We start from the raw sequence: 25,906 nt of genomic DNA, 5'->3' as shown, positions 1-25,906 counted from the left end.
AATACCTAAAAAGAGGTGACAGATGCCTATAAAGATTCGCCATAGGCTTATCAAAGCATAATGCTTTTACCTCCATTAAAAAAAGTATATTCATACAATAAGCGAGTTACCCATCTATGCTTAGACAGGCAACTCGCTTATTTATCACGTTGCTATTACATATTCGCAACAGTCGGCAAGGAAGTGGTTCCCATTAAATATTCATCAACCTGGTAAGCCGCTTCTCTCCCTTCATTAATTGCCCAGACAATTAAGCTCTGACCGCGGCGGGCATCTCCTGCTGTAAATACATTTTCTTCTGTCGTTAAAAACTTTCCATAAGCTGCAAGCACGCGGTTTCGCATCGTTTTCACCCCAAATGCTTTAACAGCTGTTTCCTCAGCACCTTCAAAACCGATAGCAATTAACACAAGCTGTGCCGGCCACACTTTTTCAGTTCCCGGTATTTCCTCAAAAAAGAAGACACCATTTTCATCCTGTTTTTTCTCCATTTGAATCGTATGCAGCTCTTTTAAATTCCCCTGCGCATCTGTTACAAATTTTTGTGTCTGGATAGAATATTCACGAATATCCTTCCTGAATTTTTCTTTTGCTTCCTTGTGCGCGTATTCCAGACTGAATACCTGCGGATAAGCCGGCCATTGATTGGAGTCAGCGCGCCTTACCGGCAGCTGCGGATGCTTTCCGAATTGGACAATGCTTTTAGCTCCCTGACGAAGTGCTGTGGCGATGCAATCCGCGCCAGTATCTCCGCCGCCGATAACAATCACATCTTTTCCTTCTGCATTTAACTCCTCTTCCAACTCGATGTCTGCATCAAGCAGCTTTTTCGTTGAACGCGTCAAGTAATCCATCGCAAAACGGACTCCCTTTCCATCTCTTCCTTCTAAAGGCAGATCACGATGCTTCTGGGCACCAGTACAAATAATCACCGAATCAAAGCTTGCTTTCATATCCTCGGCTGAAATATCCTTTCCTACCTCGGTGTTCAATACAAAATGAATCCCTTCCTGCCGTAGCAATTGAATACGCCGTTCAACGACTCCCTTATCCAGCTTCATGTTTGGAATACCATAGATCAATAATCCGCCGGCACGGTCTGCACGTTCGTAAATAGTTACTTCATGCCCCGCCTGGTTTAATTGATCTGCTGCCGCTAATCCAGCCGGCCCCGAACCAATCACAGCGATTTTTTTGCCAGTACGCACTTCTGGAATTCGCGGTTCAATCCAGCCTTCTTCAAAGCCTTTATCAATAATTTTCTGCTCAATATTCTTGATCGATACAGCCGGGTCATTAATTGCTACGGTACAAGAACCTTCACATGGGGCAGGACAAACTCTTCCAGTGAATTCAGGAAAATTATTAGTTTTCATTAACCTGTCTAGCGCTTCTCTCCATCTGCCTTTATAAACAAGGTCATTCCACTCCGGAATCAGATTATAGACAGGGCAGCCTGAGGCTGCCCCCTCGATTTCCATGCCGATATGACAAAACGGAATACTGCAATCCATGCAGCGCGCACCCTGCTGGCTTGCTGCATCATCAGAGAAGGTGCCAGCGTACTCTTTCCAGTCTTTTATTCTTTCAAGCGGGTCACGCTCCGTTGCTTTTTTTCTTTTGATTTCCATAAATCCAGTTGCTTTACCCATTTACTCTGGCCCCTTTCTCTTCCTTCATCAAGGATTCCTCATCTAACTTTACAGTCATTTCGTTATTTTTCTTTGCCATAAACGCTTCATAACGCGCATCTTCTGTACCTAAGCCCTGTTCTTTAAACCATTCAATCTGCTGAAGCATTAATTTATAGTCTGTCGGGATTACTTTGACAAATTTCTTCACTTCTTCCTTCCAGTGCTTTAAGATAAATGCTGCTTTCTCACTGTTGGTATAATCTAAATGGTTGATAATCAAATCTTTTACTTCTTCCTGCTCTTCCAAATCTGTTATTTCTTCAAATTGAATCAGCGCCGCATTCGTTAAAGCACGGAAGGCAGGAACATCATCCGGTCTTACATAAGCAATTCCGCCAGACATTCCGGCTGCAAAGTTTTTACCGACATTGCCAAGGATAACAACTCTGCCGCCTGTCATATACTCGCAGCCATGATCTCCGACGCCTTCTACAACAATTTTTGCACCGCTGTTTCTGACTGCAAAACGCTCGCCTGCATAGCCATGAATATATGCTTCTCCGCTTGTCGCACCATAGAAGGAAACATTTCCAGCGATGACATTATGGCTGGCGTCAATGGTTGTAACTTCTGGCGCACGCACAATCACTTTCCCTCCTGAAAGCCCTTTGCCTACATAGTCATTGGCATCCCCACTTACTGTCATGGTCATACCTGAAGGGATAAAAGCACCAAAGCTTTGCCCGGCTGAACCGGTAAAATGTAAATTGATTGTATCCTCCGGCAGGCCTTCTTCTCCATATTTAGCCGTTATTTCACTGCCGACAATCGTGCCTGCCACACGATCTGTATTTTTTATAGAGAAGCTTGCTTCCATTGCTTCGCCTGTTTTTAATGATTCTTGAACAGCAGGCAGGATTTCTTTTATGTCTAAGGATCGATCTAATTTATGATCCTGCTGCGTGGTGTTTCTTTTGGTTCCTTCCACCTGATAAACAAGTGTTGATAAATCGAGATGCTTCGCTTTCCAATGTGCGTCAGCACGCGCTGACCTTTCCAAATATTCTGTCCGCCCAATCATCTCATCCATTGTCCGGAAGCCAAGATCTGCCATAAATTCCCTGACCTCTTCCGCAATAAACCGCATATAGTTCACAACATGGTCCGGGTCTCCGGCAAACTTTTTACGAAGCTCTGGATTTTGGGTAGCGACACCGACTGGACAGGTATCCTTGTGACAGACACGCATCATCACGCAGCCGACAACAATGAGCGGTGCTGTAGCAAACCCATATTCCTCTGCTCCCAGCAAGGCTGCTGTTACCACGTCTTTTCCAGTTAACAGCTTGCCGTCCGTTTCTAAAATAACACGGTCTCTCAGTCCGTTTAGCATTAATGTCTGATGCGCTTCCGCCAGACCCAATTCCCACGGCAGACCTGTATGCTTAATACTTGTTTTTGGCGAAGCCCCTGTTCCTCCATCATAACCGACGACAGAGATAACGTCCGCATTCCCTTTAGCCACACCGGCAGCAATCGTTCCGACACCTGATTTAGCAACAAGCTTAACACTCACTCTTGCGTTGCGATTCGCATTTTTTAAATCATGAATCAACTGCGCCAAATCTTCAATGGAGTAGATATCGTGATGCGGAGGCGGAGAAATTAAATCGACTCCAGGTGTGGACCTGCGCACATCAGCAACCCATGGATATACTTTTTCCGCCGGCAGCTGACCGCCTTCTCCAGGCTTCGCTCCCTGCGCTACTTTAATTTGCAGTTCTTTCGCATTTATCAAATAATTACTGGTCACTCCAAAGCGGCCGGATGCTACCTGCTTAATTGCGCTGGATCGTAAATCCCCATTCGCATCCGGGGTGAAGCGTGCTGTATCCTCGCCGCCTTCTCCGCTGTTGCTTTTACCGCCGAGGCGATTCATGGCAATCGCCAATGTCTCATGTGCCTCTTTACTAATAGATCCGAACGACATCGCTCCTGTTTTAAATCGTTTTACAATCGTGTCCACAGATTCTACCTCATCGATAGAAATCGAGTTTGTCTTTTTAAAGTCAAATAGATTTCGTAAAAAGCCGATACGCGCTTCATTTGATTCTTTAGAAAATTGCTTGAACAGCTTATAGTCCCCACGCCGGCAGGACCATTGCAGCTTATAAATCGTTGACGGATTAAATGCGTGATGTTCACCTGTTTTTCGCCATTGAAACTCACTTCCTGAATCCAGAAGCTGATCAAATGCTTCCTGGTACCCTTCCTGATGACGTTTTTCTGTTTCAAGCTGAATCACACCCAAATCAATTCCGTCTATTTGCGAAGCCGTTCCGGTAAAATAATCTTCAATGACCTGCTTGCTGATGCCGACCGCCTCAAAAATCTGAGCACCGCGATAGCTCTGTACAGTTGAAATTCCGATTTTAGACATTACTTTGATAATGCCTTCTGTCGCCACGGCAATATATTTTGCCTGTGCTTCTTTTGGATTTAATGCTAATTTACCCGTATCAAATGCCTGATGGTAGGTTTGATACACGAGATATGGGTAAATCGCATCGACTCCATAACCAAGCATGGCTGCAAAATGATGCACCTCACGCGCTTCCCCTGACTGGATAAGAATACTCGCTTTTGTACGGATACCCTCACGAATTAAAAATTGATGCAGCCCGCTGACTGCAAGCAGTGCCGGGATTGCTTTCTGCATTTGATTCATTTCTGTATCCCGCAACACCAATATATTTTTCCCTTTATAGATTGCTGCTTTCGCCTGCTCAAACACTTGTTTCAGCGCAGCTTCCAAATCATCTGTAAATAATGCTTCAATGACTTCCGCTTTTAAACCGTCTATTTCATTATTTTCAATTTTTTCCATCTGCACATTCGATAAAATTGGTGAATCCAGACGGATTCGTCTTTTCTTTTCAGTTTCCGGGTGAAGCATATCCCCCTCGCTTCCAAGCCAGGTCAGCATGGATGTCACTAACTGCTCCCGATAAGCATCAATCGGCGGATTTGTCACTTGAGCAAAGAGCTGTTTAAAATAATTGAACAGGCTTTGCGGACGTTCGGATAGAACAGCTAACGGAGCATCATTCCCCATTGCACCGATCGGGTCCTTTCCATCCTGTACAAGCGGAATCAAATACTTTTCAATATCCTCCATCGTATAACCGAATGCTTTCTGTTTATGATACAATTGCGGATCCATTTCCGTGCTTTCATCAACTTCTGGAGCTAAGACGTCGGTTTGCTCCTTTACCCAATCTTGATAGGGGTATTCTGTTGTAATAGCAGATTTTATCTCTTCATCGGAAATAATTCTTCCTTTCTCGATATCTATTAACAGCATTTTCCCAGGACTTAATCGTTCCTTTAATAAAACATTGCTTTCCTCTACGTCAACGACACCTACTTCAGAGGAATAGATAATGTAATCATCCTTCGTCACATAATACCTTGCCGGACGCAGCCCATTTCGATCTAATATTGCTCCGATTTGCTTTCCATTCGTAAAGGTAATTGATGTCGGCCCATCCCAAGGCTCCATCATCAGACTGTGATATTGATAAAAAGCACGTCTTTCCTGATTCATATGGCTATTCTTATCCCATGGTTCTGGTATCAGCATCATCGCCGCATGAGCAGGCTCTCTTCCTGCAAGTGTTAAAAATTCCAGTGCATTATCTAATGTTGCTGAATCACTTCCGTCACTGCGGATAATGGGAAGCAGCTTTTCTAAATCATCGCCAAATGCATCAGAAACAAATTGTTTTTCTCTCGCCCGCATCCAATTGACATTTCCACGTAATGTATTAATTTCGCCATTATGGATTAAATAGCGGTTCGGATGCGCCCGTTCCCAGGATGGAAATGTGTTTGTGCTGAATCGGGAATGAACGAGTGAAAAAGCTGAAACAAAATCCGTTTCCTGTAAATCTAAATAAAATCCATTTACCTGCTCTGGAGTCAGCAAGCCTTTATATACAATGGTTCTGGCAGAAAGACTCGGAACATAGAAGCGAATATTCTTTTCCTCAGCCCAATGCTCTGCTTGCTTACGAATCACATACAGCTTTCTTTCAAAAGCCATTTCGTCTGCCGCCATAGTCGACCGAATAAATACCTGCTTAACTTCCGGGAGCGTTTCTACTGCACCTTTACCGATACAAGCAGTGTCTACAGGCACATCTCTCCATCCAATCAACTGCTGTCTCTCCCCCGCAATCAGCTGATTGACTTGGTTTATGACTGCTGTTTGCTCTTGTTTATCTTGAGAAAGAAAGATCATACCAACAGCATATTCTCCTGCAGACGGCAGTTGAAATTCCGGGCAGACTCTTCTGAAATATTGATCGGGAATCTGCACCATTAAACCAGAACCGTCGCCCGTCATCGGATCACTTCCCTGTCCGCCGCGGTGCTCCAGCTTACAAAGCATATCCAGCCCTTTTGTAACTGTGTCATGCGTCTGCTTCCCTTTAATATGTGCATATAAGCCAATGCCGCAAGCATCATGCTCAAAATCCGGTTGATATAGACCTTGTGCTTTTGGCAAATCTTGAAATATCATCTTTGTTCCTCCATTCCGTATCCATTAATATCTGTTTCATTCAGCGGGATGCTCTTTTCATCTCACACTGCAATAAAAGTGGGTAAAATATATTTTATGTTTTTTTATTTATCGAAACAATATATAATAAACATAGGAATAATCTAATTTTGATATGAGGTGGAAATATGGAACTGCGCCAATTAAGATATTTTGTTGCTGTAGCAGAAAGAGAACATGTATCAGAGGCTGCCTTCGAACTGCATGTTGCCCAATCTGCAGTCAGCCGGCAAATTTCAAATTTAGAAAGTGAATTAGGGGTTCAGCTTTTTGAAAGAGCTGGGAGAAATGTACATTTAACACCTATTGGAAAAATATTTTTAACTCATATAAAATCCGCTTTAAGGGGAGTGGATTATGCTAAGAAACAGGTCGATGAATACTTAGACCCGGAAGGCGGTTCAATAAAAATAGGCTTTCCGACAAGCTTAGCCAGTAATCTCTTGCCGACCGTTTTATCCGCATTTAAGAAAAGCTATCCTAATATCCGTTTTCAATTAAGACAGGGATCTTATAATTTTCTAATTGAATCTGTCCGGAATAGAGAAATTGATTTAGCATTCCTTGGCCCTGTTCCCGATAATCAGCCGGACATCATTGGCAAGGTTCTATTTATGGAAAATTTTTATGCTCTTATTCCCAGTTCTCACGCTAAATCAAACGAAGAAAAAATTTCTGTCGCAGAGTTAGAAGCGGAGAATTTTGTATTGTTTCCTGAGGGGTATGTGCTTCATCAGCTAGTTATTGATGCTTGTATCCGTTCCGGGTTTACACCGAATATTCAATCCCAAGGAGAGGACTTAGATGCCATTAAAGGATTAGTTGCGGCCGGGATGGGGATTACGTTACTTCCTGAAAGTGCCTTTAATGATTTAAATACCGCTTATAGCGCCAAGGTAGCTATTGATAATCCGCCTCTCAAGCGGGCAGTCGGTATTATCATTCCGAAAAACCGTAACCTGGCTCCATCTGAACGAGTTTTTTATAATTTTATTCAGGATTATTTTGATGTTGGGGAGTAAAAGGATACCCGTCCAGGTCTTCAAGGATGATATTTCACAAAGAAATACCAATGCATTAAAAAACTCGTATTCGCTCATTAGCAAATACGAGTTTTTCTAACTAAACAACTTATAATTCACGAACCATTTTTATAATCACATCCGCTGCATTTTTTGCTGCTTTTTCTAAAAATGCATCAAATGAAACCGATGATTTCTTTCCGGCAATATCTGATAATGCTCGAATAATGACAAATGGCGTTTGATATTGATAGCATACCTGCGCAATTGCAGCAGCTTCCATTTCTAAAGCAAGCATTTCAGGAAAACGTCCACGGACAACAGCTGTCTGATCCTCACGCTGCATAAATGAATCACCAGTTGCAATAATACCTGTTTCTGCCTGAATACCTGATTCTAATACTACCTTACCTGCCAAATCTATCAAATCAGGCGAAGCTGTATAGACTGCAGGCATCCCCGGAACTTGTCCATAGACATAATTAAATGCTGTCGCATCCACATCATGATGCAATACCTCGGTGGAAATAACAACATCTCCAACCTCCAGGTTTTCAGCAAAACCTCCTGCAGACCCAGTATTAATAATTTTATCCGGATTAAACCGTTCATGTAAGATGGTTGCAGACATGGCTGCATTTACTTTCCCGATACCGGATAGCATGAGGACAACTTTTTTCCCTTCCAGGTAACCTTGATAAAAATGAGTCTTTGCTATTTCAATTTCTCGTACATCAGTCATGCTTTGTTTCAGTAATTCAATTTCTTCATCCATTGCTCCAATAATTCCGATAGTCATTCTAATCCTCCATTATTGTCCCGCGTCAATTTAATTCAATTCTTCTACCTGAGTCGGCTGCCAGCCTTCACCGTCAACCCAGTCTAGGAATACACGATAATTCTCTGAATTGCTTGAATCGGAAACGGTAGCAATTACTTTGTCAGGTCCATTATTTCCAACCCAGTGCTCTATCATACCATCTTCACTTAAACCAGTAACTTTAGAGACTGCTCTCTTAATTTCAACACGGTCTGAAGATCCATCACTAAAATCTGTATTATGGTCGCCTTCCTGTTCTGTACCGATCGGATCCCAGTCACCGGTATAGGCCTCCGCAACGTCATCACCGGAAGGTTCTGCAGACTCTCTGTCTTCGTAGGAATTATCTTCTTCATTTTCTTCCTCATTCTCATCTTCTTCATTGGCTGCATCTTCATCAGCATCCTCGTCTTCATCTGCATTGTCTTCTTCTCGATTTGCGTCCTCATTGTCAGATTCATTGTTATTTTCTTCATCTTCATTAGATTCCGGATCGGTTATTAAGAAGCCATTATCATCTTCTCCGCCGGCCTCCCCATTATCTTCCTCTGACGTATTTTCGGATGCATCCGATTCAGTACCTTCCTCCGTTGTATCATCTCCGCCGCCAAACACCCATATCGCAAGAAAAATAACTAAGACGATTCCTGCAGCAATAGATAGAATGGTAATTGCGTTTGTATTTTTTCTTCTTTTTTCAAATTTGTTTGATCTTGTCTGACTCACCAGAGATTCCCCCTCGCTACACTATTTACTTTATACTATCCTATCGAATCCAGCGATTTTTGTCTATTCTATTTTAGCACAAAATTACTGTTTATTTCTTGTTTAAACTTAAAGGATTAAGAGAATGTGATGAAGATAGACACCTTATTTAAATCCTTAAAAATTCGGGTATGTAATACTATTCGTACAGATTGTTTGGTTTTTAACGTTTTAATTAGAAAACTATTGCGGTTCCTGTTTTACAACATCGCCGCATTAATACAGCAAACAGGTTTATATTTTCAAACAATATAGAAATATATAGAAGTACGAAAACTTACAGTTGTGTTTAACTGTAAGTTTTCGTACTTCAAAAATATACGTTTGGATAACCTTTCTACTGGTCAAAGATAATACCTTTTTCTCAGCAGCTTCAATGAGATAAAAGTTTACGCAAACGCTTTCCAATTTTTATTCAACATTGGTTATGCGGACTTCAATGTCTCCAGCTGGTGTAGCTACGGAAACTTCCTGTCCAATTTCTTGTCCTAACAGGCTTTTTGCCATTGGAGAATCATTGGAAATTTTCCCTTCAAAGGGATCAGCTTCTGCACTGCCGACGATAGTATATGTTTCTTCATCCCCATCAGGTAATTCCACAAATGTAACTGATTTTCCCATTCCGACTACATTAGGATCTTCATTATCATTCTCAATAATTACGGCATTGCGAATCATGTTTTCTACTTGGGTAATACGCTGTTCCACAAACGCCTGCTCATCTTTTGCCGCATCGTACTCCGAGTTCTCGGACAAATCTCCGAAATCACGAGCTACTTTTATTCTTTCAACGACCTCTTGGCGACGGTCCGTTTTTAAATAATGCAATTCTTCCTCTAACTTGTCTTTCCCTTCTTGTGTCATGTAAAAGCTTTTTTCTGCAGCCATCTTCTAAACACTCCTTCTAATTTCTTTTCTATCTGGTAATAATCGCAGCTTATTCTCAAACCTGGTTTATCCAAAAGAACACAGCTGCCTATTCCTAGTATATATAATTTAATTAATAAAATTGGCTATATAGCTTATGTGCTAACTCTTCAAAATATACTAATCAATACTATGGCAGATATTACCTAAAATATCAAGAAAAATAATTATAAATTTGAATTCTTTACTAAGATATTTTCAATTTTAGATGCCATAATATCCACTGCAACATGATTTTCTCCGCCCTCTGGAATAATCAAATCTGCATATCGTTTTGACGGTTCAATAAATTGCATATGTGCCGGCCGGACCACTTGAATGTACTGGTCAATGACTGAATCCAATGTTCTCCCGCGATCTTTAATGTCTCTTAATAGCCGGCGGATAATTCTCAAATCTGCATCGGTATCGACAAATACTTTTATATCCATTAATTCAACGAGGTTAGCATCCTCTAAAATCAGAATTCCTTCAACGATAATGACTTCTTTGGGCTCAACATGGATTGTTTCTGTTGAACGGTTATGCACCTTATAATCATATATAGGCTTTTCAATTGATTTATATTCAAGTAATTGTTGAAGATGCTCTACTAATAAATCGTTATCAAATGCCAAGGGATGGTCATAATTTGTTTTTAATCTTTCCTCAAAAGGAAGATGCGACTGATCCTTATAATATGCATCCTGCTCAATTACCAGGATGGACGTTTCCTTAAAACGCTCATAGATAGCTCTTGTAACGGAGGTTTTTCCACTGCCGCTTCCCCCGGCAACACCGATTACAACGGGTTTATTTTTTTCCATGCTGCTAACTCCTTACACACCTTACTTTTTATAGCTAATGGAGACACCATCATCCATCGGTATAATCGATGTATGATAATCCGGATGATTCACTAGCATCTCATTGTACGATCTTAATTTCCGTACCAGTGTTTTATATTTTTTAGGCACCTCTTCATTCGAGAAGACCATGCCCCGAAATAATACATTATCGGTAATCAATACACCTCCGGGCATCAGCATTTTATCTGCTAAATCAAAATAAACTTGATATTGCCCTTTTGCTGCATCAATAAAAATAACATCATACTGTAATTTTTTTTCAGCTAATTCCTGCATGACTTCTGCGGCGTCTCCAAAAATAACTTCGATTTGATTATCACGTTTCTGTTCCTTGATATTTGTGATTGCTTCCTGATAACGATTGGCATCTTTTTCAATGGTAACGATATTTGCTTTTGACGCTCCTTCCAGCATACGCAATGCGGAATAACCAATCGCTGTGCCTACTTCTAAAATCTTTTCCGGCTGCTTCATCTTTAAAATAAGATTAATCATATGCATGCTGCTCCGGTTGATAATCGGCACATGATTGATTTCGGCATATTTTTCAAGAACGTCTGCAGCTCCTGAAGAAGCAGGAAGCAGATTTTCCAAGTAGCTCTCGATATCTTTTTCCATTTCATCATTTCCTTTTACATTCAACCATTATAATTGGTTCTTCACCAAAATCGATGGGTGACAATGCAGCTTTATTTTTAATATTAACAACCGCTGTGAGGGCATGACGGGTTGAGCAATCGCAACCAATTCTTAGAAAAACACGACCCTTTCCTGACGGCTAAAAAAGAAAACGGAAAATGGAGAAGCTCTCCATTAGTCCGTTTAAGAGTGAGCACTTTTGGAACACACTTTAATTGATATATTTTTCCCGGTTTTCTACATGTTCATCAAATGTTTCAGCAAAATGAATATTACCATCTTCATCATGTAAGAAATACAGATAATCGGAATCTTCCGGTGAGATTACTGCTTTCAAGGAGTTTTCCGCAAAATTCGATATCGGGCCTACCGGCAGTCCATCCACCAAATAGGTATTGTAAGGTGACTCGGTTTCTAAATCATCAAAGGTGACCACTGCTTGATGTTCTCCTTTTGCATACAATACCGTTGGATCTGTCTGCAGCTGGATATCCTCATCCAAACGATTCTGGAATACGCCGGCAATTTGTGCGCGCTCCTCTTCATGAGCAGTTTCTTTTTCCACTACGGATGCAAAGGTTATCGCTTCGTGTGGAGTAAAACCTCGATCTGCAATCTCTCCTTCATATTGCTGGAAGATAGAATTTGTTTGTTCTACCATACGATCTATTATCGATTCAATGGATGGTTCTTCTTCATAAAACTCATAAGTGGAAGCAAACATATAACCTTCTAAAGGGGTACGAATATCTTCATCCAGAATATCCTCCGTCAGTAAGGAAGGATATTCCTCCATTAATTCCTCAATAAAATCTGGATCATTGGCAACCTCCAGGAAATCTTCCTCCGAAAAAGAAAGCTGCTCACTATATATTTCAGCAATTTGGTCTACAGTCAATCCTTCAGGGATTGTAATAGTATGGACCGCATCGACAATAATTCTTCCATGCTGCAGCGATTCAATAATTTCATCCATGCTCATGGCTGTATTGAATGTATAATTTCCAGCTTGAAATTCGTTCACATTATTAAATTTTGTATAAAAACGAAATACACGGGCATCCTTGATAATTCCGTTTTCTTCAAGTATCCCGGCTATCGTTGAGCTGGAAGACCCAATCGGGATTTCCACTTCTACAGGAGTTGAATTTTCTTCATCAATAGGCTGTAGTGCAGAATGAATATATAAATAACCTGAAATTCCGCCGATTATTAAGATGAGCGTAAAACAAACAATAATAATTGCGACAATCTTTCTTACTTTAGAAGCATCTTTTGCTCTTTGTATAAGATTCTTTTGGAATCCGTTATGCTTGTCATCTTTTGACACTCTGTGTCCCCCTTTCATCCGCTTCATTATACTAAATTCATATAAAATTATCCAATATTCCTGTTATTTTATTTCATCCTTCTACATCTTAAACAAAAAGATTCATTTTCAACAGGAATTTTGAAAAAAATATATATTTCAGCAGGTATGAAAAGGGATAGAAAGCAGCAATTACACGGGAAAAGAAAGCTGATGTCACAAAATGTGAATGTCAGCTTTCTTTTATCTCTTTACTCTTCTTCTTCAGCTAATGTGTTTAACATTTCCTCTACCATGCTCCACTCTTCATCGGAATCAATCGGGTACAGGGTAAAATCTTCATTCTCCTGTTCTTCGTAACGGAATGCGTATACCTCTACCTCTTCATCCTCTGCTTGTTCAGCAGGCACGACAGCAATATAAGATTGTTCTGTTTCATCCACATCAAAGGTGAATAGCACTTCAAACAAATGCTCGTCCCCATTTTCGTCGGGGATAATAATGCGTTCTTTTTCTTCTAATGTCATTACATAATGCCTCCTTTTGAATCTAGATAACCCTGCAAAATCATTGTAGCTGCCATCTTATCAATTACTTTTTTCCTTTTCTTACGGCTCATGTCCGCTTCCAGCAGTACACGTTCCGCTGCCATCGTGGTTAAACGCTCGTCCCATAATACCACAGGCAATTCATACTTTTCCTTTACATACGCAGCATAGCGCTCGGACGCCTCGCCTCTTTCACCAATCGTGCCGTTCATATTTTTAGGGAGTCCGATTACAATCAGAGATGCTTCATTTTCCTCAATCAGACCCTTTAGTTCTTCATCTGCAGATTCAAATTCATTCTCATCCCAATAAATAGTGGTTAACCCTTGCGCTGTCCAGCCAAGGGCATCACTTACGGCAACACCTATTGTTTTTGAACCCACGTCTAAACCTATCGCTTTCATGAATTCTCCTTATTCTGTTCTAGATAAAACTTTACAAGTTCTTCAATAACTTCATCCCGTTCAACTTTACGTATCAAATTACGCGCATCATTATATCTAGGAATGTATGCAGGATCACCTGACAATAGGTATCCGACAATCTGATTGATCGGATTATATCCTTTTTCCTGTAATGATTCATGAACAGTCATTAAAATCTTTTTAATATCCTGGTCAAATGGTTCTTCGGAAAAGTTGAATTTCATTGTTTTATCAATTGAACTCATAATGACACCTCGTCCTTCATTAACCTTCTACTTCTATTTTAACATGTTTATCTCTATCATTATACTTATTAACGAGAAAACATACAACCAAGGATTAAGCATTTGTCACGTCTGTTACATAAGTTAAAGCACTTTGTAATGCTTCTGTAACTTTAGATGGGTCTTTTCCCCCAGCCTGTGCCATATCCGGACGGCCACCACCACCGCCGCCGCAAATTGCAGCTGCCTGCTTCACCAAGTTTCCGGCATGGAGATTTTGTTTCATCAGGTCTTTTGTCACTCCTGCAATAAGCTGTACTTTATTATTATTGACAGCTGCGAGAAGAATTACACCTGATTCTATTTTTTGTTTTAATTCATCTACCATCGAACGTAACTGATTCATATCTTTTACATCGACTTGTTTAGCCAGAACTTTTACATTATTTACCTCTTTTATTTCATCTAAAATAGAAGATGCTTCGAGATTAGATAGTTTAGCCTGCAGTGAATCTACCTGTTTTTGTGTTTCTTTTAATTCCGATTGTAAAGCAGTCACTTTTTGCGGAATCTGCTCGTCTTTAGCTTTTAATAATGTACCTGACTGCTTCAACAATTCGATTTTATTATTTAAATAGCTGTAAGCTTCTTTGCTTGTAACAGCTTCAATCCTTCTTGTACCTGCACCTATGCCGCTTTCTGATACGATTTTAAACAAGCCTATTTCAGCTGTATTGCTCACATGGCATCCGCCGCACAGCTCAATACTGTAATCATTGATTTGAACAACCCGGACAACATCGCCATATTTTTCACCGAATAAGGCCATTGCCCCCATCGCTTTTGCTTCTTCAATTCCTTTTGTTTCAATCACAACCGGAATCGATTCCCATATTTTTTGATTTACTATTTTTTCGATTTCATCCAGTTCTTCATCCGTTACACTGCTGAAATGAGAAAAATCAAAGCGGAGACGATTGGTCCCGTTCAATGAACCTGCCTGATTAACATGAGAACCCAGTACATCTTTTAATGCCTGATGAAGTAAATGCGTCGCCGTATGGTTTTTAATGACATCATTCCGAAATGCACGGTCAACAACCGCTTCTGCTTGCTCCCCAACCTGTAATACGCCCTCTTTTACTTCTACACGGTGTATATGCTGGCCATTTGGAGACTTTTGCACATCCGTAACGACCGCATAGGCATGATCTGTTTGAATGAAACCAATATCAGCAACCTGCCCACCGCTTTCCGCATAAAATGGCGTTTCCTTCAGCAGAATATATGCTTCTTGTCCTGCTTCTGCAGATTCTGTTGTTTCTTTGCCCTGAATGATTGCTTGAATGACCGTTTCTTTTTCTAATAAAGAATATCCTACAAATTCACTTTCTACATCTATCGTTGAAAAAACAGTGTCTTGAACCTGCATGGAATCCACTTTTTGCCGTGCATTTCTTGCTCTTTCACGCTGCAGCTTCATTTCATTTTCAAAGCCTTCTTGATTCACAGTAAAACCAAGTTTTTCTACATATTCTTCTGTTAATTCCTTTGGAAAACCGTACGTATCATATAAGCGGAATACTTCTTCCCCAGGAAATATCGTGCTTCCTTTTTCTTTTTCTGCTTCCATAAGTTTGGTTAAGATTTCTAATCCATCATTTAACGTTTCATGGAAGCGATCCTCCTCCACTTTAATTATTTTTTGAATGTAGTCTGTTTCCTTTACAACCTCCGGATAGAAATCTTTCATAATTTCAGCTACTACCGGAACAAGACGGTACATAAAGGCTTCATGGATATTAAGGTCCTTCGCAAAACGGATAGCACGGCGAAGCAGCCGGCGCAGGACATAACCTCTGCCTTCATTCGACGGCATGGCCCCATCACCAATGGCAAAGCTGACTGTTCGAATATGATCAGCAATTACTTTAAATGCCGTATCCGCTGCATCATCCTCCCCATATTTGCTGTTTGCAATCATTTCCGTTGCCTGGATAATCGGCATAAATAAATCTGTTTCATAGTTTGTAGGTACCTCTTGAATAATGGAGGTTAACCGTTCTAATCCCATTCCTGTATCAATGTTTTTCTTTGGCAGCGGTGTATACGTATCGTCTGGATTATGGTTAAATTGCGAAAACACGAGATTCCAAACCTCTAAATACCTGCTGTTTTCTCCCCCCGGATAAAGTTCTGGATCAGCCGGGTCATTTCCATAGCTTTCGCCTCTATCATAAAAAATCTCGGTATTCGGTCCGCTTGGGCCTTCTCCAATATCCCAGAAGTTTTCTTCCAATCGGATGATCCGCTCTTTTGGCAGACCAATTTTTTGCAGCCAAAGATCATACGCTTCATCATCTTCCGGGTGAACCGTGACAGATAATTTTTCCGGATCAAAACCTATCCATTTCTCATCTGTCAAAAACTCCCATGCCCATTCAATCGCTTCTTCTTTAAAATAATCACCAATGGAGAAGTTTCCTAGCATCTCAAAAAACGTATGGTGACGCGCTGTAAAACCGACGTTTTCAATATCATTTGTACGTATTGCTTTTTGTGCATTCACAATCCTAGGATTATCCGGGATAATCCGGCCGTCAAAATATTTTTTTAATGTTGCCACCCCGCTATTAATCCAAAGAAGCGTAGGGTCTTCATGCGGTACTAAAGAAGCACTTGGTTCAACCTGATGCCCTTTCTCTTTAAAAAAATCAATAAACATTTGCCGAATTTCTGCGGAACTTAAAAATTTCATTATCATTTTCCCTCCTTTTTTTATCAAACAAAAAATCTCCTCTCTGCATCATTGCAGGGACGAGATTTCGCGGTACCACCCTTATTATGAACAATCCATGTTCATCACTTTCATCATTATAACGGTATGATACCGACGGGGATTAGCCGTACTCCAGTGTAGCTTTCCATAACAGTATAATTAGGATTCCTTTCAGCCGGGGGAGTCCCTCTCTTGAAATATCATGTCATGTACTTAATACCTTCAACGTGTTCTACATGATTAAAAATGACAGTTTTTTATCATTTCCTGTTGTTTGTATGATTATAGCGTTATTATAGTGATTTTTCCGCTGTATGTCAATTTTTCGCCTTTAGAAAATACATAATGAAATACTTATTTCTAATTTAGCCGGCTTTTGAAACCTGATACTGCTGAATCAATACTTTCAACATGGTAAAAACAGGGACTGAAATAACCATACCAATGACGCCGGCCAGTTGTCCGCCTAATAACAAGGCGAAAATAATGCCGATCGGATGAATCTTTACTGTTTTTCCCATTATATATGGCGATAACAGATTACTCTCAATCAATTGAATGACAAAGATGATCACGATAACGAATAATGCTTTTTCCGGTTCAACCATATAAGCAACGGTTACTACCGGGATAGCACCAAGGATCGGACCAAAATAAGGAATGATGTTGACGATTGCCAAAATGATTCCCAGCAATAAAGCATAAGGTAAATCTAACCACATCCAGCTCAAGGTGGAAATAACGCCGACTGCTGCGCTGATAATAAACTGTCCACGAATATAACCGCCGAGTCCTTTCCCTATTTCTTTGCATACATTTCCTGTGTCGCTTCGATATTTATACGGGATAAGTCGAAACAGAAAGGATTTGATAAATGGATAATCCTTTAAGAAATAAAAGACAAGGACCGGGATAATCGTTAAGAGAATAACCGCATCCATCATTCCATTAAAACCGCCGATGATTTTCCCTGAAAAGTTGTTCATCGCATTCTCTAGGGATTGAATAAACATATCCATCCTGTCATGTACGGTCTCCGGTAAAAAAGCAGTAGAGGTATATACCTTATTTAACCCGTCTTGGTACAGCGCGATAAATTCTGGAAAGTTACGGCTCATTTCCTTCACCTGTTCAACAATTAATGGATACGCGCGATATATTGCGTAGCCGGCACCTCCAAAAAAAAGCAGATATATCACTAATATTGCGATCCCGCGATGAATCCGGTATCGATGCAGCCACTCAATCAATGGGTGCAGCAAGAAAGCCAAAATTCCGGCAATCAAAAATGGAAGCACCAGCTTAAAGACAAAGGAAAAAAATGCCGCATAATATGGTTTGGTGATAGCTAAAAAATATAAAAGAATAAAAGAAAGGATAGCAATCACAAGGAAATAGATGACTTGCTTTGCCTTTATTTTTTTCCACATAATAATCACTCCCAGTCCATGGTAGTGTAACCAACAGACTGGGAGTTTATAATAGGATGTTCAAAAAGTTACTAAATGATAATCGGCGAACTTTTTCTTTTTAGCTGACGTGGTTTTTCCGATGGGGCTAGGACTGCGGTTACTCGCCCCGCCGAAAACCATTGCCCGATTTAGAAACCCATATTATAATAATCTTCTTTCTTCTTTTGAAAATAGATCGTCTAATGAACTGAGTGTCCCGTCCGCTTCTACCTGGTGGATGTGTACTTCCTTTCCAGACACTGTTAATTCAATCGAACACACCCAGCAATAATAACTTGTGGGGCTTAATTTTCCTATTTGTTTTTCCCGGCAATTTGGACATACTAGCATACATCTTCATCCTTTTTCTGCTTCTATCAGTCCAAGTATTGCCCCAAATAAAAATATTTATACATTTAATCCATAAAATCGTAGGGAGACAGTTCTTCCTCCGGGATGTCCTCTACCGTTTCATATTCCTTCTTCTCCGCTTTTTGATTCGCTAATTGAATGTGCAGCATTTCCTGTAATGAAGTATATCTGCGATTCGTATCTTCCGTTTGCACACCTTTAATAAAGGCCTCTTTTTCACCGCAAATAATCAATGACTCTTTTCCTCTTGTAATTGCTGTATACAAAAGATTTTTTCGCAACATGCGGTGGTGTGAATAAACCACCGGAAGAATCACAATTGGAAATTCACTTCCCTGTGATTTATGAATGGAAATACAAAACGCATGAGTAAAGTTATTATAATCTTTTCGAATGAAAACAACTTCTTTATCTTCAAATGCAATTACAATCTGTTCTTCATTCTCTGCATTTTCTTCCGGTTTAAACATGGCGACAATCTCTCCAATGTCCCCATTGTATATGCCATCCTCAGGCTGATTGATTAACTGTATTACACGATCGCCGACACGATAAACCACATCCTGAAATGCAATCTCCCGTTTTTTCTCGCCGGGAGGATTAATCAATTGCTGCAATGCTTCATTGATTGCATGAATGCCAGCTTGCGAACGATACATGGGAGACAGCACCTGAATAGAAGAAGAATCAATTCCTTTTTTTTGCGCTTTATCAATAATAGATGTCAACACATCTGTCATCTGATAATCATGACAGGAAATAAAACTGAAATCACGCGCATTCTCCAACGAATTTTTATCACAATCGGTGTTTTTAATTTGGTGGGCAAGCTGAATAATTTTAGAGCCCTCTTTTTGACGATATACATCCGTTAATGAAATAACCGGCAATACCTCACTTTTCATCAAATCAGTTAAAACCTGACCCGGCCCCACCGATGGAAGCTGGTCTTCATCACCAACCAGAATAATCTGCATTGTATCGGGAATAGCTTTAAATAAGTGATTGGCTAACCAGGTATCAACCATGGAAAATTCATCAACAATCAGCAGCTTTCCGGATAATGGTTCATGCTCATCTTTTTCAAAGCTGCCCATACCGTTCCAGCCAAGTAATCGATGGATGGTCACAGCCGGCAAGCCAGTTGACTCAGACATCCGTTTTGCTGCCCGCCCGGTAGGAGCTGTTAATATAAACGGAAAATTATCTTTCTTTTGATAATCCGATAGATTTAAAGAAAGCTCGTGGATTTGGGCAAATGCTTGAATAATTCCGGTGATTACCGTTGTTTTCCCCGTTCCCGGTCCGCCTGTTAAAATCATAATTTTTGAGTGGATTGCCTGAACAATGGCATCAAATTGTTCTTTTCCATAGCTCAATGACTCTTCTTCCTCAATCTCACCCGTTATCTTCAAAAGCTCCGCCAAAGGCACTTCATCCTCTATCGGTTTGGTAAGAATTTTTTTCAAGCTGGCAGTAAAGTTATCCTCTGCATAATATAACGAGGGCAGGTAAACACGTTCATCAATGACAATAACTTTTTTCTCTGTATTTAACTGCATAATTACATCAGAAACAGAGCCTTGGTCTGGATTAGGCAGATGAAGTAAATAAATAACCTCCTGCATACATTTTTCAAACGGAAGATACACATGACCTGCCTGAATGCTTTGCTGTAGAATATAAATGACACCTGCACCAATACGGCTTTCATGTGTATGTGAAATCCCTTGTCCGGAAGCTATTTGATCTGCCATTTTGAACCCGAAGCCTTCAATATCAAAAACATATTGATACGGATCTTTTTTCAGAACCTCTAATGCTTCATCTCGATAAGTCTGATAAATGACCTGAGCCATTTTCAGACCAATTCCGTACTCTGATAATTTAACAGCAACCCGTTCAAATCCTTGATTTTCCCGGAGACGCTCAGCCAGCTTTTTTCCTGTTTCCTTGGATACGCCGGAAACGCCGTCTAAAACAGAGGGATCATCCATAATTTTAGACACAGCATTCTCTCCAAGCTTCTCTACAATTTTTAAGGCACTCTTTTTTCCGACACCGTAAAATAAATCACTGGATAAATATTGGACAAGCCCATCCTTTGTGGTCGGCAGAATGGTCTCATAGGATTGTACTTTTAATTGTGAACCATAGCGGGGATGCTTCTCCATCACTCCATAAAAACAATAGGCAGTCTGATCCTGAAGCTGATCAAAATACCCCTTTACAATGATTTCTTTATCTTGATAATCAAGGTTTGTTTTTGTTATTTTAATTCGGACGATAGAGAAATGTTCTGCCTCATTGCGAAAAATTGTATTGATGACGCTCCCTGTTACAAAAGGCAGTGCTTCCTTTGTTTCTATCTGGTTTCCCATGATGATTACCCCTTATTTATCCTCAAATTGCTCCATATACTGTAATGCAATTTTCTTTCCGTTTGCAGCTAAGACATGATCTGACTGCAATTCCAGTGCTTTTTCAAAATAACGCAAAGCTTCCTCTATTTTCTCATGGAATAAAGAAATCACACCCAGATTATAATAAGCATCGCTATGCGCTTCATCCAATTCAAGCACTTTTTCAAATGTTTTTTGCGCTTCATCTAACAATTCAACCTGAGCCAAGGACAAACCATATTGAAACAGAAAGCTCTCATCCTGAGAATCTAGTTCGGTTGCCCGCAGTAAATAAGGTAAAGACAGCTTCCACTGTTCTTGATTCCGGAAGCACATCCCGAGCATAAAGTAAGCATCCGCTTCCTCCAGCCCCTGCTCAATTGCCTTTAGAAATTTTTGCGAAGCTTTCTGGTAATCTTCCTTCTCAAAATATAAATTACCTAAACCATAATAAGCTGTTGCTGCTTTTTCATCCAGTTCAACAGCACGCTCAAAAAAGCGCTCTGCCCTTTCTGTCTCATTCAGCTGCACTAAAAGGTTGCCGAAATTAATATAACCGAGCGGATCGTTGGGTGACTCTTCAATAACGTCGTTAAACAGCTGTGCTGCTTCTTCATACTTTTTTTCATTTAATAATGCAATTGCCTGCTGATTTTTATCCATTTATCAAACCATCCTACTAACCAACATATTGTAATGCTTTATTATCTTTAATAATTTCGTCAATCGTTCCGCCGCCGAGACAAATATCGCCTTGATAAAATACCACGGCTTGGCCAGGCGTAATTGCCCGCTGGCTTTCTTTAAATGCGACATAGGCTTTATCGTCTTTCACTGTCACCGTTACTTCTGAATCTTTCTGACGATAGCGGAATTTCGCTGTGCAAGTAAATGTTTCTTCAATTTGATCCGGCTGTACCCAATTAATATCCGTTGCTACGAGCGAGTCCGAATATAGATAATCATTATGATAGCCCTGTGCAACATATAAATAATTATCTTCTAAATTTTTGCCCACAACAAACCAAGGGTCACCAGAACCGCCGATGCCAAGCCCTTGACGCTGACCGATTGTATAGTACATTAACCCATCATGATTTCCTTTTTCAATCCCATCCAACGTCATCATTTTTCCTGGCTGTGCCGGCAAATATTCACTTAAAAAGGTTTTAAAATTTCGTTCTCCAATAAAGCAGATGCCGGTAGAGTCTTTCTTCGCTGCCGTTACCAAACCATAATCAGCTGCAATTTTGCGGACCTCCGGCTTTGGCAGATGCCCTAACGGAAACATGACTTTTTCTAATACATCTGAGCTGAGTTGATTTAAGAAATAAGTTTGATCCTTATTGTCATCCGCCCCGCGCAGCATTTGAATACTGCCATTTTCATCTCTTGCCACCTGCGCATAATGTCCGGTAGCTAGATAATCTGCCCCTAAAGAAAGCGCATGGTCAAGAAATGCTTTGAACTTGATTTCTTTATTACACATCACATCCGGATTTGGCGTTCTTCCCGCTTTATATTCATCCAGAAAATAGGTGAATACCTTGTCCCAGTATTGTTTTTCAAAATTGACTGAGTAATAGGGTATATCTAATTGATTACAGACCCGGACAACATCATCAAAGTCTTCTGTCGCGGTACAGACTCCAAATTCATCTGTATCATCCCAGTTTTTCATAAAGATCCCTACAACATCATATCCTTGTTCTTTTAATAGTAGTGCTGCAACGGAAGAGTCGACACCGCCGCTCATACCAACAACAACACGTGTATTTTTATTCTCTTTCATTTCCGCCCCTCCTTTAGCTTGTTAATCGTTTTACGATTCCGGCAATTCTTTCTGCCGCTTCCTTTACATTCTCTTCTGTATTTGCCAGTCCAAAACTGAATCGAATTGAATTTGTCGTAACCGGACTTTCTGAACCAAACATGGCTGACAATACATGAGAAGGCTCAACACTTCCTGCTGTACACGCGCTTCCACTTGAAGCCGCAACACCGCTCAAATCAAAATTGGCAAGCAGTGCTTCTACATTCGCCCCTGGAAAACGGACATTGATTATCGTGGAGACAGTCTTCTCCGGATCTCCATTGATACCAAAATCAATGCCGGCTTCTGTAAAGGTATCTATTAAAATTTGTTTATATTTCTCATATTGTTGATTTCTTGCAGCTTTCGTTTCCATTACAATATTCGATGCCAGTTCAAAACCGACTGCCGCCGGAATGTTTTCTGTACCGGGGCGGCGTTTCCGCTCCTGTTCCCCGCCAAATTGAATCGGACTCATAGCTACTTTTTCATTTGCATATAAAAAGCCAATCCCTTTAGGACCGCCGATTTTATGTGCAGTTGCTGTCAGTAAATCAATGTTTTGTGCATGCACATCAATATCCAGCAAACCGTAAGCCTGCACAGCATCCGTATGAAAATAAGCCTGATGCTCCTTTAGCAATTCTCCAATCTCACTGATAGGCTGAATAACACCTGTCTCATTGTTTACATACATAATAGAAACTAAAATCGTATCATCCGTTAAAGCTGCTTCAACATCTTGCGTCGAGACCAGCCCTTTTTCATCAACAGGTAAATAGGTTACACGGAAGCCTTGTTTTTCTAACTTTTCAGCTGTATGCAAAGCAGCATGATGTTCCTGAATGGAAGTGATAATATGGTTCCCTTTATTCCGGTTTGCTTCTGCAACGCCTGTGAGCGCCATATTATCCGCCTCTGTTCCGCCGCTTGTAAATATAAGTTCCTTTTCATTTGCACCAATAGATGCTGCCAGAGCCTGCCTTGAAGCATCCAGCTGCTGCCTTGCCTTCCGTCCAAAAGAATGAACGCTTGATGCATTGCCAATGATTTCTTCATATACAGGAATCATTGCCTCCGCAACTCCTCTTGCCATAGGAGAAGTAGCGGCATGGTCTAAATATATTGCTTCCATGAGTCAAAATCCTTTCCAGCCCTTAAATATAAAACATATATGCCTCTGCAGGTCCTTCATCACTTTCATCATAATTTGCCAAATCTTCCAGAGTCGTTTTTTCTAATACATCTTTTACCGCATCTCTGATTTGCAGCCATAAGGATGCCTGTGCCGGCTTCTCATTTTCCATGCCTTCCACAATGGTTAACGGACCTTCCAACACCCGAATCACATCACCGGCTTTAATTTCCTCCGGTTTTTTAGCAAGCTGGTATCCTCCATATGCACCGCGTATACTTTTAATTAATCCAGCATTTCTTAATGGAGAAGCTAGCTGCTCTAAATAATGTTCTGACAGATCATTATCCTTTGCAATAACCTTTAGGGAAATCGGCCCGTTCCCTTCGTTTTTTGCCAAATCTATCATTATTGTCAGTCCGTATCTTCCTTTAGTTGAAATTTTCATCATTTACACCTCAATTTTTTTAACTATCTTCTGTCATTTATATAATGTACTATAATAAGTTGTTACAAAGGGAAACCTCATACAGTCCGGCTTCACTTTACCTTTTCTAATAAACGGGACTGCAGCTGCCCGCCCCGCTGAAAAACTTTAGCAAGTAAAGTTCCATCAAGTTATGAAACGTACTCAAACTTCCTTTTTAATCCCTGAAGTATAAAGGTCTTCAAGCGGACGAATAATAGCTGAAAGATTCTATTCAAACCTATTCTTTCATTATACCAACTTTTAATTCCACCTATACAAATTTGATTATTTATATTATCAATACCTATTATAGCATGACTGCTAACCTCTTGCATTTCTTCTATATTCGCTTTAAGCTAATAGAATACGATACCTAAACAGATGAAGGAAGTTATGTCATGTATAAACAGCCACTCGCATTTCGAATGCGACCAAAAAACATAGATGATATTATAGGACAAGAACACCTGGTAGGTCAAGCGAAAATAATTGATCGGATGATAAAAGCTAACCAGCTTTCTTCCATGATTTTATTCGGCCCTCCCGGAACAGGAAAAACATCCATGGCATTTGCCCTTGCAGAAACAATCGGACTTCCCTCCAAAACCTTAAATGCCGTTACAGATAAAAAGAAGGATATGGAAATTGTTGTCGAGCAGGCTAAAATGCAAGGTCAAACAGTTCTTATCTTAGATGAAGTACATCGTCTGGATAAAGCAAAACAGGATTTTTTACTGCCGCATTTAGAGAATAATTTACTGACCTTGATAGGCTGTACAACCAGCAATCCGTACCATTCCATCAACCCGGCAATCCGGAGCCGCTGTCATTTATTTGAATTACGCGGGTTAACGCTGGACAATGTTAAAACGGCACTGCAGCGCGCTGTCCGGGATACATCGAACGGATACGGAGATAAAGCGATTCATATCCATGAAGATGCTATAGAACATTTTGCCATCTCAGCAAATGGGGACTTGAGATCAGCTTTAAATGGCCTGGAACTGGCGGTCAGCTCTACCCCGCCGGACGCAGAGGGGCAAATCGAGATAACACTGGAAATTGCGGAAGAATGTATGCAGAAAAAAAGCTTTTCTCACGATAAAGACGGAGATGCTCATTACGATGTTTTAAGTGCTTTTCAAAAATCAATCCGCGGAAGCGACGTGGATGCAGCGCTTCATTATTTAGGACGTCTGATTGAAGCCGGCGACTTAGACAGTATTGCCAGAAGGCTGATTGTCATTGCATATGAAGACGTAGGTCTGGCAAGTCCGCAGGCTGGCCCGCGCGCCATTGCTGCTGTTCAAGCAGCTGAACGGATCGGCTTTCCGGAAGCGCGGATTCCTTTAGCTAATATTATTGTGGAATTAGCCCTTTCTCCCAAATCAAATACAGCCTATAAAGCTTTGGACGCAGCCTTGGAGGATATTCGCAAAGGCAACAGCGGTGATATTCCAGCACATTTAAAGGATGCACATTATTCAGGGGCAACTAAGCTTGGCAGAGGAGCAGATTATAAATACCCGCATAATTACCCAGGGGCATGGATCAAACAGCAATATTTACCTGACACCATTAAAAATCGAAACTACTATACACCCAAAGACACAGGAAAATTTGAGACTGCATTAAAACAAGTATATGAACGAATTAACAAAAATTAGATAAAGTGACCTTTTTCCGCCCATACACATCCA

Annotated in this window: 21 protein-coding genes and 1 other annotated feature; of the genes, 2 read left to right on the top strand and 19 right to left on the bottom strand. The window is 40.5% G+C overall.

The features are described from left to right. Positions 1-155: 155 nt before the first annotated feature. On the bottom strand, positions 156-1,652 hold the full coding sequence (locus ACFO3P_RS19320; protein WP_042534304.1) for a glutamate synthase subunit beta: 1,497 nt from the start codon (positions 1,650-1,652) through the stop codon (positions 156-158). After that, positions 1,645-6,219 carry a glutamate synthase large subunit gene (gene gltB / locus ACFO3P_RS19315; protein WP_042534306.1) on the bottom strand — a complete coding sequence of 1,525 codons (4,575 nt, stop codon included), beginning with the start codon at positions 6,217-6,219 and terminating at the stop codon, positions 1,645-1,647. Before gltB ends, ACFO3P_RS19320 begins: the two co-directional genes overlap by 8 nt. 167 nt (positions 6,220-6,386) lie before the next feature. Between gltB and ACFO3P_RS19310 the strand changes: the two genes are divergently transcribed. After that, positions 6,387-7,280, top strand: coding sequence for a LysR family transcriptional regulator (locus ACFO3P_RS19310; protein WP_042534308.1), 894 nt, complete (start codon positions 6,387-6,389; stop codon positions 7,278-7,280). Between the two features lie 109 nt (positions 7,281-7,389). Here the strand turns inward: ACFO3P_RS19310 and mtnN are convergent, their stop codons facing one another. The 17 genes from mtnN to cymR form a co-directional block, all read right to left on the bottom strand. After that, positions 7,390-8,079: a 5'-methylthioadenosine/S-adenosylhomocysteine nucleosidase gene (gene mtnN / locus ACFO3P_RS19305; RefSeq protein WP_042534310.1), complete on the bottom strand. Its 690-nt coding sequence runs from the start codon at positions 8,077-8,079 to the stop codon at positions 7,390-7,392. 30 nt (positions 8,080-8,109) lie between these two features. Beyond that, complete coding sequence (locus tag ACFO3P_RS19300; RefSeq protein WP_244882404.1) at positions 8,110-8,826, bottom strand: YrrS family protein; 717 nt, start codon at positions 8,824-8,826, stop codon at positions 8,110-8,112. A 450-nt stretch (positions 8,827-9,276) separates the two neighbouring features. Beyond that, complete coding sequence (greA, locus tag ACFO3P_RS19295; protein ID WP_042534313.1) at positions 9,277-9,753, bottom strand: transcription elongation factor GreA; 477 nt, start codon at positions 9,751-9,753, stop codon at positions 9,277-9,279. A 206-nt stretch (positions 9,754-9,959) separates the two neighbouring features. Then, complete coding sequence (udk, locus tag ACFO3P_RS19290) at positions 9,960-10,598, bottom strand: uridine kinase (protein ID WP_289584809.1); 639 nt, start codon at positions 10,596-10,598, stop codon at positions 9,960-9,962. Positions 10,599-10,619: 21 nt separating this feature from the next. Beyond that, the gene (locus tag ACFO3P_RS19285) at positions 10,620-11,258 is read right to left on the bottom strand and encodes an O-methyltransferase (RefSeq protein WP_052485077.1); all 639 of its coding nucleotides are present in this window, start codon (positions 11,256-11,258) and stop codon (positions 10,620-10,622) included. Between the two features lie 232 nt (positions 11,259-11,490). Further along, complete coding sequence (mltG, locus tag ACFO3P_RS19280) at positions 11,491-12,609, bottom strand: endolytic transglycosylase MltG (protein WP_042534316.1); 1,119 nt, start codon at positions 12,607-12,609, stop codon at positions 11,491-11,493. A gap of 230 nt (positions 12,610-12,839) precedes the next feature. Further along, entirely contained in the window at positions 12,840-13,115 is a 276-nt protein-coding gene (locus ACFO3P_RS19275) for a DUF1292 domain-containing protein (protein WP_042534317.1), read from the bottom strand. Continuing rightward, positions 13,115-13,540 (bottom strand): Holliday junction resolvase RuvX, encoded by a 426-nt coding sequence (gene ruvX / locus ACFO3P_RS19270; RefSeq protein WP_042534319.1) that lies wholly within the window; start codon positions 13,538-13,540, stop codon positions 13,115-13,117. Before ruvX ends, ACFO3P_RS19275 begins: the two co-directional genes overlap by 1 nt. Next, positions 13,537-13,806: an IreB family regulatory phosphoprotein gene (locus tag ACFO3P_RS19265; RefSeq protein WP_042534321.1), complete on the bottom strand. Its 270-nt coding sequence runs from the start codon at positions 13,804-13,806 to the stop codon at positions 13,537-13,539. Before ACFO3P_RS19265 ends, ruvX begins: the two co-directional genes overlap by 4 nt. Before the next feature lie 94 nt (positions 13,807-13,900). After that, on the bottom strand, positions 13,901-16,543 hold the full coding sequence (gene alaS, locus ACFO3P_RS19260; RefSeq protein ID WP_042534323.1) for an alanine--tRNA ligase: 2,643 nt from the start codon (positions 16,541-16,543) through the stop codon (positions 13,901-13,903). A 52-nt stretch (positions 16,544-16,595) separates the two neighbouring features. After that, positions 16,596-16,799, bottom strand: a binding site (T-box leader). 130 nt (positions 16,800-16,929) lie between these two features. After that, positions 16,930-17,994, bottom strand: coding sequence for an AI-2E family transporter (locus ACFO3P_RS19255; RefSeq protein ID WP_052485078.1), 1,065 nt, complete (start codon positions 17,992-17,994; stop codon positions 16,930-16,932). Between the two features lie 183 nt (positions 17,995-18,177). Further along, the gene (locus tag ACFO3P_RS19250; RefSeq protein WP_084612979.1) at positions 18,178-18,366 is read right to left on the bottom strand and encodes a hypothetical protein; all 189 of its coding nucleotides are present in this window, start codon (positions 18,364-18,366) and stop codon (positions 18,178-18,180) included. A gap of 65 nt (positions 18,367-18,431) precedes the next feature. Beyond that, positions 18,432-20,768 (bottom strand): SF1B family DNA helicase RecD2, encoded by a 2,337-nt coding sequence (gene recD2, locus ACFO3P_RS19245; protein ID WP_042534325.1) that lies wholly within the window; start codon positions 20,766-20,768, stop codon positions 18,432-18,434. Positions 20,769-20,780: 12 nt separating this feature from the next. Beyond that, the gene (locus tag ACFO3P_RS19240; protein ID WP_193062270.1) at positions 20,781-21,452 is read right to left on the bottom strand and encodes a tetratricopeptide repeat protein; all 672 of its coding nucleotides are present in this window, start codon (positions 21,450-21,452) and stop codon (positions 20,781-20,783) included. 16 nt (positions 21,453-21,468) lie between these two features. Continuing rightward, positions 21,469-22,581 (bottom strand): tRNA 2-thiouridine(34) synthase MnmA, encoded by a 1,113-nt coding sequence (gene mnmA, locus ACFO3P_RS19235; RefSeq protein WP_042534327.1) that lies wholly within the window; start codon positions 22,579-22,581, stop codon positions 21,469-21,471. Between the two features lie 13 nt (positions 22,582-22,594). After that, on the bottom strand, positions 22,595-23,737 hold the full coding sequence (locus tag ACFO3P_RS19230) for a cysteine desulfurase family protein (protein ID WP_256704744.1): 1,143 nt from the start codon (positions 23,735-23,737) through the stop codon (positions 22,595-22,597). A 22-nt stretch (positions 23,738-23,759) separates the two neighbouring features. Beyond that, the gene (cymR, locus tag ACFO3P_RS19225; RefSeq protein WP_042534331.1) at positions 23,760-24,185 is read right to left on the bottom strand and encodes a cysteine metabolism transcriptional regulator CymR; all 426 of its coding nucleotides are present in this window, start codon (positions 24,183-24,185) and stop codon (positions 23,760-23,762) included. 419 nt (positions 24,186-24,604) lie between these two features. On the opposite strand from cymR, the gene ACFO3P_RS19220 reads away from it, so the two are divergent. Further along, a complete protein-coding gene (locus ACFO3P_RS19220; protein ID WP_256704745.1) occupies positions 24,605-25,873 on the top strand; it encodes a replication-associated recombination protein A in 1,269 nt (422 codons plus the stop codon). Positions 25,874-25,906: the final 33 nt, after the last annotated feature.

Origin of the sequence: Oceanobacillus aidingensis (assembly GCF_042654105.1) — a bacterium.
Lineage (GTDB): Bacteria > Bacillota > Bacilli > Bacillales > Amphibacillaceae > Oceanobacillus > Oceanobacillus oncorhynchi.
The sequence above is the reverse complement of the archived record's forward strand: the minus strand, read 5'-3'. Positions and strand labels throughout refer to the sequence as shown.